The sequence below is a fragment of the Pedobacter cryoconitis genome, from assembly GCF_014200595.1.
Taxonomy (GTDB): domain Bacteria; phylum Bacteroidota; class Bacteroidia; order Sphingobacteriales; family Sphingobacteriaceae; genus Pedobacter; species Pedobacter cryoconitis_C.
In genome coordinates this window covers 1,127,995-1,141,897 of record NZ_JACHCG010000001.1, presented here as the reverse complement: position 1 = coordinate 1,141,897, position 13,903 = coordinate 1,127,995, and the positions used below count along the sequence as shown (strand labels likewise).

Genomic DNA, 13,903 nt, shown 5'->3' with positions numbered 1-13,903 from the left:
AAATCGTATTCAAGGGGAGATTTTATTTTTATTGCGTATAACCTGGATTCTGAGGCGCCAGATTTGGATTTACACCCAAAGGAAACTGTGGTACAGGAAATAAGTTATGATACTCCCTCACATTGGTCGTTCCTTTGGCAGTTAGCGTGGATACAAGTTTACCAGTACGAACCAGATCAAACCACCTGCTACCTTCAAAAGCAAGTTCTAATCTGCGCTCTTGCAGAATTGCAGTCCGAAGACCGTCTTGCGTCAAGTTTTCGAGATCAGGCAGACCAGCTCTTTTTCTGATGCTATTGACGGCTTTATAAGCCGGGTTACCGTTAGCAGGACTATTCAATTCATTATAGGCTTCTGCATAAGTGAGCACAACTTCTGCATAACGCATTAATGGAAAGTTATTATCACTTTGGTTTTCCGTTGTTGCATCAGCATCTATCCATTTATTCACGTAATATTTACCGTCAGTACCTTTGATAAAAAAAACAGCTTTACGTTTATCGGCGGCTGTATAACTATCATAAATATCTGTGGTTGGCTGGAATGATCCGAAACCTCTCCCACCTACACTATTATTTTCCTGGGCGAAAAAGGCAATAAGATTCCCTCCTTGTCCACCCGGGCCACTTACAAATTGTGCATCAAAAATGGCCTCTTTTCCAAATTCGTTCTTAATGTCAAAGACATCCGTATAAGTATCCCATAACCCATAACCTGCACCAGCCAAAGTCATTACTTCGTTTGCTTTGTCAGCAGCCTGCTGATATTGTTTTAAGGTTAAGTATACACTGGCCAGAAAAGATTTTGCTGCGCCACTGGTTGCCCTGCCGCGATCTGCACCACTATAAGAGGCAGGTAATACATTTTCTACAGCAGTAAGGTCTGCAATAATCTGCTTGTAAACATCAGCTCTGGGGTCACGTTTAGGATAAGTCAGCTGATCTAATGAACTGACCTCCGAAGTAACAACAGGCAAATCTCCGAATAACCTAACCAGATGATAGTAGTAAAATGCTCTTAAAAATTTAGCCTCAGCAACTAACCTGGTACGTAATGCTTCTTCCATATTGATCCCTGGTATTTTATTAATGGAAGCATTCGCCCTGGTTATGCCAATATAAAAGTTATCCCAGGTTTCGCGTAAAATACCATTCTGAGAAGTATGCACATAGGTATTGAGTTCAATCCTTGGTGCACTATTATTTAAGGGAAACATGTTGTCCGTAGTAATTTCACCAAGTATCACGTAGTTTCGGGTTACAAATCCATTTAAACGAACCGGTGCATATACCGCTGTGATGGCTGAAAGCGCATCATTTTTAGTTTTATAGAAATTAACGGGTGAAATGAAGGATTGCGGGTTTTCATCTAATTTTTTACAGGATGACATCCATACCACACTCAGCAGTAATATATATTTTAAGATTTTCATATGCTTATTTTTAATGGTTATTGATTTTTACAGTCCGATATTAATACCTGCCAGGAATATTTTTGACGACGGATAACTTCCATAATCTGTCCCCTGGCTTAAATTGTCCTGTCCAAACCGGCTCACTTCCGGATCATAACCTGAATATTTGGTTTTAGTTAAAAGATTCTGTCCGCTGATATATATTTTAACATTGGATAACCTGACCTTCTTCAAAAGCGCAGGACTAAAATTATAGCCCAGCTGCACATTCTTCAAACGAATGTAAGAGCCGTCTTCTATTTGGTGGCTCGTTACCTGGTAAGGAGAACCTGCCGAGCTTGCACGCGGCATATCATTGCTGGGATTTGAGGGAGTCCATCGGTCAAGCACAGAAACAGACTGGTTACTCACTCCTGTCATGGATTCCATCTCATACCTGTTTAAGTTGAAAATGCTATTCCCTTGTACCCCCTGAATAAATATGGAAAGGTCAAATCCTTTATAAGAGAAATTATTGGTAAAACCGAAAGTGTAATCCGGCTGTGCATGTCCCAATATCACACGGTCTGAAGAGTTGACTACCCCATCACCATTCACGTCTTTATATCTGCGTTCTCCCGGTTTCGCATTTTTTTGTCCGGATGCTGCAACTTCTGCCGCATTCTGAAAGATCCCGTCCGTAACTAATCCGTAAAAAACACCGATAGGTTGCCCCACACGTAATATTCCTGAACTTCCTAATTGTAAGTGACCACTTGCCCCTCCCGATGGGATATCATCTGTAACGGCCCCAAGGTCAAGGATTTTGTTCTTGTTGAAGGAAATATTAAAGTTCGTGTTCCACTGAAAAGCACCGTTCAGGTTCACCGTATTTACAGCAAATTCAAATCCTTCATTTTTAACCTTTCCTATATTCTGCAAGGAAGTAGAAAATCCCGAAGTAATTGGCAGCGAAACGTTGTATAACAGATCTTTGGTTTTCTTTTGATACCAGTCTGTAGTGATGGTAATCCTGTTTTTGAACAAACCCAGGTCCAGTCCGAAATTTAACTGGGCGGTAGTCTCCCATTTCAGATTAGGATTGGCAATACGATTTGGTGCATAACCGATAACAATTACATTTCCAAAATTATAACCATCAGTCTGCAAGGCTCCCAATGATTGGTATTGACCTATTTCCTGATTACCGGTGAGACCGTAACTCGCTCTGAATTTTAAATCACTGACCGCAGTTAGCCTGCGCATAAAAGGTTCGCTCGATAATCTCCATGCCGCAGATCCTGATGGAAAAAAAGAGTATTTTTTGCCATCTCCAAACCTTGAAGAACCATCATACCTTCCTGATAAAGTGAAAAGATATTTGCTGTCCAGGTCATAGTTTATACGGCCTAAATAAGAGCGTAAACTCCAGTCATAAGCATTAGAAGTATTCGGATTGGTTTGCTGGGCCGCCCCCATATTGTTGTACTTCTGAATATCGCTGGCAAAATTCTGTGCACTTGCTTTTACATCCTCATAATTAGCGTTCTGGAAAGTATAACCGACCAGGAAATTAAAACTATGAATTTTAGAGATTACCTTTTTATAAGTTAAAGTATTCTCATTCAGCCACTCAAAGTATCTTGAAGTTGTAATTTCTGCTCTCCCATTAGTAGCCAGACCAGAGTAAACTGTTCTTGGCAGGTAAAAGTTGGTTTTATTGAAAGCCATATTTGCACCAAACATGGTCTTTAAAGTCAAGCCTTCAGCAATTTTGTATTCCAGCGAAGTATTACCCAATAATCTGGTTTTCAGCTCTATATTGGTACGTTCTTTGGCTAATGCCAGCGGGTTACTGATTAAAAGCCCGCCCGGTCTGTTGTTCATACTATAATCTCCCTGTGCATCATAAACAGGAACAGTTGGAGAGAAAAATAACGCGCCATATACCACACCGCCATTACCACCACCATCTCCATCTGTGGCTACAGAATTGCTCTTGCTATTGGTTACTGTCAGGCTGTTACTGAACTTAAATTTACTGGACAACTGCTGATCCAGATTTACACGCACAGATCCGCGGTTAAAGTCAGAGTTAGCAACAATCCCTCCCTGGCTAAAATAATTCCCCGCTACGGCATACTGCGTTTTGTCGTTTCCACCAGAAAATGTCAATTGATAATTTTGAATAGGTGCTGACCTGAATATTTCATCCTGCCAGTCGGTTCCTTTACCAAGCGCAGCGATTTGAGCATCGGTATAAGTTAAAGGTTTAGGATAACCAGGTTTACCGATATTATCCCCGTTCACGTTGGCGATTCCATCATTAACCAGTGTTGCCAGCTGAGATGCGTCCAGAAGATCCAGTTTTTTCCTTATAGTCTGAACCCCATAATAGCTTTCGAACTGGATACGGTTAGCCCCTTCTTTACCTCTTTTTGTCGTGATAATAATTACCCCATTTGCACCCCTGGAGCCATAGATTGCTGCTGCTGAAGCATCTTTCAAAATCTCCATAGATTCCACATCATTTGGATTAATTCCCGGCCCGTTTTCGTTGTAAAGTGGATAGCCATCAATTACATAGAGTGGTTCATTACCACCTTGAATCGAGTTACCACCACGAATACGGATGTTCATTCCACCACCGGGAGCATTTGAGGATTGTGAAACCCGCACTCCGGCAGCTCTACCCTGAATGGCTTGTGTTAAAGAAGCGACCGGGGTAGCTTTGATCTCTTTAGAACTGATCGAGGCAACTGATCCGGTAAGGTCACTTTTTTTAACAGCACCATAACCTACCACTACAAGCTCATCGAGATTGTTATTGTCAGCTTCGAGCGTAACATTAATTTGCTGACGGTTGTTTACGGCCTGTTCTTTGGTTATAAAGCCGATACTCCTGAAAATCAAAGTACCGTTAGCTGGAGTTGAGATTGTAAAAGTACCCTTGGCAGTGGTACTGGTGGCTTTTGTTGTGCCTTGTAATTTGACAGAAACCCCTGGCAATGGTTCTCCTTGTGCATCTTTAACAGTTCCATTTACCTGCATATCCTGAGCGGTAGCGGCAAGTAAACCTGCGAATAGAAACACAGTTAATAAGCTGATTTTTTTCTTCATGTGATTAATATTTGGTTTGGTTGGTTGCAGGACGACGATCGGTTTTTCAGGTAAAAAACGTTTAATCATAATTGTATTTGTGTGAAGGGATCTTCATACAAGAGGGAAGTTTATAGTGTAAATAAATATTTGGCTTATCCAGACGCTGATAAATTATCAAAGCATATGAACTTTAACGCAATATAAATATTTGACAAAGAATGATTTAGAAGAAAAAATAAAACAAAAGGAAACTGCGTTTTCTGTTCAATTCAAACGTTTGAAACAGCAGGTTATCAAGGAGGGTTTGGGGATTTATAGCGCTTATAAGGCAGCAGTTCAGCGTCCGGAAACGTGAGAAAGGAGAAGAAGGATAGATGTGGGTACCCTTAAATTATAGTGTTAAAAAAAAAGCCCCTCATTTTAGTGAGAGGCTTTAAAGTTCTTAAGCTTCTTTTTCATCAAAAGAAACAATACCAAAATTCTTTTTGTTTAGTTTTTTCAATTTACGTGGGATACGTACTACATCACCACCTTTTACAACTTTATCCTGTGTTTTTACTGCTTTACTCATGATTTCAATTTACTATTTGTTCAGTCTTGAATTAGACATCCCGTTTCTATTTTCGGCAATTTAAACATATTCTGCCGCAATGCGGCATTATTCTTCATTGGTAAAAGGTATTAACTCCAAAAATGGTTAAGAAAGTACTTCCACTTTTTGGTTAACATGTAAATTTATGGTATCGTGCAAGATTCCCAGTGCTCTTTCCAGCACTTCTTTTTCTATAGTTAATGGCGGAAGCATTTTAATCACCTTATCATGACGGCCCACACATTCTACGATTAAATTGTGCTTTTCAAAACAGTCTTTTGCAATTTTCTTCGCCAGCAATGGATCACTGAATTTAGATAAATCTATACCCCACATCATACCAAGACCTCTGATTGCGATACGCTCATCCTCAGCTGCTATTTCTTCGTGAAGAATGCTCTCGATAAAAGCGGCTTTTTCTTTTACAGCTTCTTCCAGACCAGTTTTTTCCCGGAATTCAAGGGCAGCTCTTCCGCCAATAAATGCCAGCTGATAACCACGGAAAGTTCCATTGTGTTCACCCGGCTGCCAGATATCAAGTTCAGGCTTAATTAATAAAATAGCCATTGGCAAACCATAACCACTCAACGATTTTGATAGGACTACGATGTCTGGTGCAATATGTGCTCTTTCAAAAGAGAAAAAGTCACCAGATCTTCCACAGCCAATCTGGATATCATCACAGATAAAAAGGATGCTATGTTTTTCGCATAATTTTTTCAATTTAAACAACCATTCCGGAGAGGCTACATGAATCCCGCCTTCTGCCTGTACTGTTTCCAATATAACAGCTGCTGGTTTTTCAATTCCTGAGTGGGTATCTTCCAGGATCATTTCAAAATAAGCAAGACTGTCAAAACCTTCAGGGCCACAGTTCTCGAAAGGAAGAAAAGTAACATTGTGCAGTCCGACTCCAGCTACATCACGATGATATTGATTACTGGTCAATGCAAGACTACCCTGCGACAAACCATGATATGCGCCCATAAATGCAATTACATTAGAACGTTTGGTATAATTTCTGGCTAATTTAAGTGCAGCTTCAATGGCATTGGTACCCGTTGGCCCGCAAAATTGAAACTTGTATTCCAGTCCTTTTGGTTTTAACAACAGCTCGTTAAAAGTGGTGATAAAGTCACTCTTGGCCACAGTAAACATGTCAAGCCCCTGCATAATATTATCTCCTGCCATATATTCCAGGAGCTGTGCTTTAATATAATCATTGTTATGACCATAATTAAGCGCACCAGCACCCATCAGAAAATCAATATATTCTTCCCCGTTTGATCCGTATAAGAAAGAACCTTTTGCTTTCTGAAATACCTGGGGAAAACTTCTGGAATAGCTGCGTACATTGGATTCAAGAGTTTCAAAAACTTGTGTAGACATAATAATAAAAATTAGAGAATTAATAAATTAATAGTTAGATAATTAGTTTTTTATACGGAAGCCGGTCAGACTTCCGTTTGGTTAGTTATTTGTGCCTGAACCGGATATTGTTTCAGGTGAGCCGCCAATGTTTTAGCATTTTCATTTTTCAGCATGGTCACGTGATCGCCCGATGCCCCTACTGGCTGGATTTCATCCGCATGCGGTGCCCACCCCAGGTTCTCATCAAAGCCCAGCTGTTCCCATTGTTGTTCAAGCGCGCGAACTACAGTCAGCGTAGCATTCACCTTACCCGAAATGTAATATTCCATAGTTGAATTACAGATCATCAGGTAAACCATCCTTGCCAAAAGGTCTGTGAGTACACCTTTTCCAAGACATTGAGCTTTCACATAGTCCAGCATAAATGCGCGGCGCTCATGGACAGGCAACTGTTCAATAGCTGCTTTCATTTCCGCTATCCAGGCGGGATAAGGTTGTGTGATAAACTTGTTTTCTTCGAGATAAATAAGCGCATCATTGACCAGTGAATCGACAGGGACCGGATAAATATTTGCTCTGACTGGTATATCCAGCAAAATTGCCTGTTCTACCTGTTCGTCCATATTTTCGAATTGACGGATCATTTCATATAAGACATATCCGCCAAAAGAATGACCTGCTAAACGGTAAGGCCCTTCTGGTTGCACCTCTTTGATCCACCTGATATTTTGCGCGGCAATTTCTTCCACAGTATCCAGTGGAATTTCACCTTCCAGTAAACCGATCATTTTAAGCCCATATACCGGGCCTTCCTGATGAATTTCTCCTGCAAGCTGATCGTACCAGTCTGGATTACCATCACCGCCGGGCAGAATAAATAAGTTCTGAGTCCCTTCGCTCTTGCTTAATAAGATCAGATGTTCATTAAAATCCCCATCTTTTAATGCAGAGAGCCCGTTCAGCAATGCAGCCTGTGTTTCAATAGTTTTATTGACCATCAATGCATTCAATTGAATCGCATACCCCATTTTTCTGATCTGCGCCAATAACCGTACGGTAATCAGAGAATGGCCCCCCAATTCGAAGAAGTTATCATAAACACCTATCTTTTCAAGTCCCAGCAGTTCCTGCCAGATACCTGCCAGTTTCCTTTCCAGCGTATAACGCGGCCCAACATAATCTGCGGTTGTTAATTTATGGGTATCCGGTTCAGGAAGTGCCTTTCTATTGATCTTTCCGTTCACAGTAAGTGGCATTTCTGTTAAAGGGACCCATATGGCAGGTACCATATAAGCTGGTAAACAGCCTTGCAAAAATGAGATAAACTGCTCCTTGTTAAACTCATCTTTTGGAACTACATATCCTGCCAGGTATTTATTTCCCGCACTGTCAGTTTTAGCCAGCACTACTGCATGACTAACCAAACCACTCTGTTGCAATACGCGTTCTATTTCTCCCGGTTCTATCCGGTAACCTCTGATTTTCACCTGATCATCTATCCGCCCCATGTACCTGATATTGCCGTCAGGTAACCAGCAGGCCAGATCACCCGTTTTATAAATCCGGGAATCAGCATCTTCACTATATGGATTACGTACAAATTTCTCTGTCGTCAGTTCAGGCAGGTTGAGATAACCTCTGGCCACTCCACGTCCACCTATGCATAACTCCCCACCTGCTCCTACCGGTACAATTCCACCTTCAGTATCCAGAATATATAAAGTCGTATCAGAGAAAGCGTTTCCGATTGGTACACCTGTATAATCTTGCTGGAGATCCAGTTGATACATACACTTTCCAATCGTAGTTTCCGTAGGCCCGTAGTGATTAAAAACCTCACAACTGGTTTCAGACAACCTGAGTTGCTTCACAATATCATCCTGCAAAGCTTCCCCGCCAAAAATCAGCAGTTTAGCAGGTAGTAATAACTTCCCGTCGATACACAATGCTTTCCAGTGTGAAGGGACGATCTTCAGACAATCAATAGAATGAGTTTCAAAATAATTGTAAAGTGACAGCGCATCTGTGGTTAAAGCCTCAGCAATAATATGAAGCGTACCACCCGCAGCTAAAGCACCGAACAGAATCGTATTTCCAAGATCAGTCGCTATAGCAGGTACTAATGCAAATGAACCGCAGGTATTGACCGCACATTTTTGCTGTAAACCATAAACATAATCTACCAGGTTAGCATGCGTGATCATTACCCCTTTAGGGTTGCCCGTAGAACCGGAAGTATAAATTACATAAACCAGGTTAGCCGGTTTACCAGCATTTACAGGGCCTTTCTGAGGGATTTCACTGACAATAGCAGACCAGTCTTCCTGAATATTCAGGTAAGTTACAGGGTCATCAGGATGAATGGTTATCTTGTCTTGTAAACTTCCATCAGTAATACAAATCCGGGAACCGGTGTCTTTCAGGATGAAACGGATACGCTCTTCAGGAAATGCCAGATCGATAGGGACATACGCGCCTCCGGCCTTCAATATCCCAATAATGGATACGATCATTTCCAGACTTCTGTTGATACAGACCGAAACCAGGCTCTCTTCTTTTACACCTTGTGTTTGAAGATATCTTCCCAGCTCGTCTGTGCGTCGGTCCAGCTCCCGGTAAGTTAGTTGTTTTCCTTCATATTCTACTGCTATTGCATCAGGATTATTATTTACTTGTTCCAGGAACAGATCTACAATAGTTTTATCCTGCGCATATTCAGTCTTTCTTTCATTAAAGCCGTGAACAATCTCATTTTCTTCTTGTGGAGAAAGCAGTTTCATGGTTTTAACAGCTTGTGAAGGATCGGTTACCGCAGCTTTTAACAACTGCTTATAATGTTTGGCCATTCTGGCGACAGTTGCCTCTTTGAACAAATCTGTACAATACACAATAGTCAGGTCCAGGCCTCCGGCTGTTTCCCCGATCATAAAGTTAAGATCAAACTTCGCAGAAGTATGGTCTACTTCTTCGCCACTCAACGTCAAATCACCTAATACCAGTTCTGGTTCTTCTGGGGTATTCTGCAACACCAGCATCACCTGGAATAAAGGGCTTTTGCTCCGGTCTCTGTCTTTGACTACCGCTTCTACAATTTTCTCAAAAGGGATATCCTGATTGTCATAACCCTCCAGGGAGGTTGTTTTGACCTGCTTCACTAATTCCAGAAAAGTTGGTGCAGCGCTAAGATCACAACGCAATGCCAGCGTATTGATGAAAAATCCGATCAGCGCTTCTGATTCTTTTTGTCTTCTTCCGGCAATCGGAGTCCCTACCGTAATATCGTTCTGTCTGCTGTAACGCGACAAGAGCACATAAAATGAAGACAGCAAAGTAATAAATAAGGTAACGTCCTGCTGCTGACTGAACGTATTCAGCTGATCAGTTAGTGAACGGTCAATGTGGAAGCTCATCAAAGCACCACGTGTACTTTGTATAGCAGGCCTTTCATAATCCAGTGGAAGCTCCAATGAAGCCGCATCACCTAATTTTGCTAACCAGTAATCCTGCTGTGACTTCAATACTTCTCCGGCTAAATAAGTGCGCTGCCAGATTGCGTAATCAGCATATTGAATAGCCAGATCAGGTAATTGGGCCTTTGTATTTTGTAGCGCAGCCTGGTAATTCGCAGTTAGCTCATCAACCAGGATATTGATTGACCAGCCATCACATGCAATATGGTGCATTGTTATGACCAGTAAATGTTCTTCTTCCTGCAATTTGATTAATCCTGCTCTTAGCATGTAATCAGCAGACAATTCAAAAGGGTGAAGGATAAGCGCATTGATAGTAGCAGTCAAATCATCCTTGATTTCAATTTCAGCAAGTTTCCATTGGTCAGCAGATCTGATTTCCTGATAAGGAACACCTTCTGTAGATTTGATGGCTGACCGGAGTACTTCGTGTCTGCGGACAATACTTTGCAATGCGTGCTCAAGCGCATCCTGATTCAGCTTCCCTTTTAATTTCAGGACTGAAGGCATATGGTAATGTACACTTCCTTCCAGCTGGTCTATAAACCATAACCGCTCCTGACTAAAAGATAAAGGAATAAACTCCGGTCTTGATAATACGGTGATAGGCGGAAGTAATGTTTTGTTCCCGCTAACCAGCAAATATTCAGCTAACGCTGCGATTGTCGTATTTTCGAACATCGCTTTAACGGTAACTTCCAATTTCATCTGATCTCTTATCGTTCCGATCAGTCTGATCGCCAGCAGAGAATGTCCGCCAAGCTTAAAGAAATCTTCATATACCCCTATTTGTTCAATTTTCAAGATCTTCTGCCAGATTGATACCAGCGCTTGTTCCGTTTCATTTCTTGGGGCAACATAAGTCTGTTCTGCCAGAGATCCGCCTTCAGGGGCAGGTAACTCTTTTTTATTGACTTTACCATTCGTTGTCAGCGGCAGGGATTCCAACTCAACTAATAGAGATGGCATCATATAATCAGGCAGTTTCTGCTGCAAAAACTCCATGATATTTTCCTGATCATAAGTACCATTGGGAACTATATAACCAATCAAACGTTTACCACCTTCTTCGTCAGTTAAAACGGTTACTACCGCCTGGCTTACGCCTTCGCATTTTTGCAGTACACTTTCTATTTCCCCAAGCTCAATACGGAAACCGCGGATTTTCACCTGCTCATCTATCCGGCCTTCATAAGCAATACTGCCATCGGGAAGCCATTTGCCCAAATCGCCTGTTCTATACAAACGTTCCCCCGCTTTTACAGGGAAAGGATGTGGAATAAATTTCTCCTCAGTCAGTTCCGGCCGGTTCAGATAACCCGCAGATAAACCAGCACCACCCAGATAAATTTCACCAACTACACCAATTGGCAACAATTGCTGCTGCTCATTTAAAACATAAACGGTACGGTTACTTAATGGAAAACCTATAGGGATATTATTGTCAAACCCGGGCTTAATCGGATAGGTTAATGAAAAAGTAGTGTTTTCTGTAGGGCCATAACCATTAATGATATTAATAGCAGGATAGGCTTCAAGTAATTTACGTACATGTTTCGCTGATAATTTTTCCCCGCCCACTAAAATAACGGACAGGGTTTCAAACACATCAATAGCTGTTTCCACCAACTGATTAAACCAGCCTGCGGTAAACCACATTTGAGTAACCTGCTGCTCCTGTATTTCATTTTTCAACAAAACAGGATCAAGCAAAGTCTGCTCTTCGCATAAAACCAGGCGGCCTCCATTGAGCAACATGCCCCAATATTCAAAAGTTGTTGCATCAAAAGAAGGTGCTCCGGTTGATAACAAAACATCATCCGTACCCAAAGAAACATAGTTAACTCCCCGGACTAAACTCACCACATTTCCATGCGTTACTTTCACGCCTTTAGGCTGGCCTGTAGAACCTGAAGTATAAATCACATAAGCCAGATCTTGTTCAGACAGGACAATACCTGTTGGTGTGACAGGTTTTTGATGTAGTTTATAAGCCAGCTTATCTAAAATCACAGGTTCAATCCCCTCACCCAACGTTTCCAGCAGATCTGCGTAATCTGAGGTAGTCACCACTACCGGGCTGCTGCTTTCTGACAACATCAAACGGATCCGCTGTTCAGGATATCCAGGATCGATTGGCATATAGGCAGCCCCTGCCTTCAATATCGCCAGAATAGCGATCATGACTTCCAGGCTTCTGTCCATACAAAGCGGGACCAGCATTCCTGTAGTTACCCCCTGTTCAACCAGATAATTAGCTAGTTGGTTACTACGTTCATCAAGTTTAGCATAGGTAAGTTTCCCTTCCAGAAATACCAGACCTATTGCCGAAGGCGTCTGTTCAACCTGCTTGCTGAATAATGAAACGATAGAATCTTCCTGTTCATATACAGCATGAGTGTCATTAAAATGATGTAATAACTGCTCTTTATCGTCTCCTTCAACCAATAACAAATCACCTGTTTTATCTTTTTCAAGTGATATAATTTGAGACAATACTTGTTCAAAATGTCTTTTTAGCTGCTGCACATATACGCCGCCTAATATTTCTTCATTGTACATGAATAAAATATTAATCTCGTCCGTTACCGCAACAATGATAGACAGCGGATAGTTATTGTGTTCTTTGATAACCACATTGTCTACCACCAGTTTCCCCGGGCCGGATGAACCGCTTTTGCCAACCGGATAGTTTTCAAAGACCAGGATACTATCAAATAAATCTCCGGTTACCCCAGTCCATTTCTGGATTGTGCTTAACGCAGTATACCCATATTCTCTGGACATAATCTGTCCATCCTGAATCGCAGCTAACCATTCAGCAATCGCTGTATCATGTTTTACTGCGGTATGTAAAGGGAGGGTATTGATATACATCCCTACCCTGGTTTCCATATTGGATAGCTCCTCAGGCCGTCCGGATACAGTAACCCCATAAGTCACATCCGTTTTACCCGTATAATTGTGCAGAATAAAAGCCCATACCCCCTGAATCAGCGTATTCAAGGTCAAACCAGCAACTTTTATGTAAGCATCAGCCTTTTCTTTTATTTGCTGATCCAGCACAAGCAGTTCTTCCTTAAAGATCCCTGCTCCTCTTGTACTGCCTTCCGGTGTTTGAATAAATGGCAATAAGCTTCCCGATTCTACACCATCCATATAAGTACGCCAGTATTCTTCCTGCGCCCCTAAACCTCTGCTTTCTATATAGCGGATATAGTCTTCATATTTATCCTGTTCTGTTATTTTCACTTCCTGACCATTGGCCAGCAACTCATAATACGCTAATAATTCTTCCATTAAAACTGACATAGACCAGCCGTCCAGCAGGATATGGTGATAAGTCCATACCATGAAAAAAGTATCTTCACCCGTTTGCAATAAACTGATACGCATTAACGGTGGCTTTTTAAAGTCGATTCCTTTTTTCAGATCTTCTGCTATGAATAAAGCAATTTCCTCCTGCTGGATTTCCGGGCTATGCTGCCGTAAATCCACTACCTGAAAAGGCAGGACCACTTCTTCATGTACACATTGTACCGGCATGCCCAGAGATTCATAATCAAAGCTGCTGCGCAGAATAGTATGGCGTTGTAACAACAACTTCCAGCTTTCCTGAAGCAATCCAGTATTTACCTGTGATAAATCACAGGTAAATTGTTCCATATAAGCAGCGACTTCGCCATCGTATAAACCATGAAACAGCATCCCTTCCTGCAAACCGCTCAACCGGTAAATGGCCGATATGCCTTCATGACGTTTCCTGGTTTCAGGAGCATCTGCATGCTCCAGATAGGCTATCAGTTCTTGTTTATTATTTTTAATATAATTGATAACTTCAGTATCACTTCTGATTGCAGCGATCTGTTCATTTGTCAATTTGTTCTTATCTCCTCTTAAAGTGAGTTTACCATCTTGTACGTTTAAAGAGAAATGTCTGCTATATAGTTCCGCTATGAATTCTTTGATTTCCAT

Annotated in this window: 5 protein-coding genes; all 5 read right to left on the bottom strand. The window is 41.5% G+C overall.

Going from position 1 to position 13,903, the window contains the following annotated elements; genetic code table 11:
• Positions 1–28: 28 nt before the first annotated feature.
• The 5 genes from HDE70_RS04690 to HDE70_RS04675 all read right to left on the bottom strand — a co-directional run bounded on the left by HDE70_RS04690 (position 29) and on the right by HDE70_RS04675 (position 13,903).
• Positions 29–1,432, bottom strand: a complete 1,404-nt coding sequence (locus HDE70_RS04690; protein WP_183888323.1) for a RagB/SusD family nutrient uptake outer membrane protein — start codon at positions 1,430–1,432, stop codon at positions 29–31.
• Positions 1,433–1,459: 27 nt separating this feature from the next.
• Entirely contained in the window at positions 1,460–4,513 is a 3,054-nt protein-coding gene (locus HDE70_RS04685) for a SusC/RagA family TonB-linked outer membrane protein (RefSeq protein WP_183888321.1), read from the bottom strand.
• A 424-nt stretch (positions 4,514–4,937) separates the two neighbouring features.
• Positions 4,938–5,066 carry a hypothetical protein gene (locus HDE70_RS27260; protein WP_260159932.1) on the bottom strand — a complete coding sequence of 43 codons (129 nt, stop codon included), beginning with the start codon at positions 5,064–5,066 and terminating at the stop codon, positions 4,938–4,940.
• Positions 5,067–5,192: 126 nt separating this feature from the next.
• Complete coding sequence (ectB, locus tag HDE70_RS04680; protein WP_183888319.1) at positions 5,193–6,476, bottom strand: diaminobutyrate--2-oxoglutarate transaminase; 1,284 nt, start codon at positions 6,474–6,476, stop codon at positions 5,193–5,195.
• A 65-nt stretch (positions 6,477–6,541) separates the two neighbouring features.
• A complete protein-coding gene (locus tag HDE70_RS04675) occupies positions 6,542–13,903 on the bottom strand; it encodes a non-ribosomal peptide synthetase (protein ID WP_183888317.1) in 7,362 nt (2,453 codons plus the stop codon).

Excerpts from the sequence above, each read along its gene's own strand:
- HDE70_RS04690 (WP_183888323.1), bottom strand. The coding sequence starts at position 1,432 with ATGAAAATCTTAAAATATATATTACTGCTGAGTGTGGTATGGATGTCA.
- HDE70_RS04685 (WP_183888321.1), bottom strand. The coding sequence starts at position 4,513 with ATGAAGAAAAAAATCAGCTTATTAACTGTGTTTCTATTCGCAGGTTTA.
- HDE70_RS27260 (WP_260159932.1), bottom strand. The coding sequence starts at position 5,066 with ATGAGTAAAGCAGTAAAAACACAGGATAAAGTTGTAAAAGGTGGTGAT.
- ectB (WP_183888319.1), bottom strand. The coding sequence starts at position 6,476 with ATGTCTACACAAGTTTTTGAAACTCTTGAATCCAATGTACGCAGCTAT.
- HDE70_RS04675 (WP_183888317.1), bottom strand. The coding sequence starts at position 13,903 with ATGGAAATCAAAGAATTCATAGCGGAACTATATAGCAGACATTTCTCT.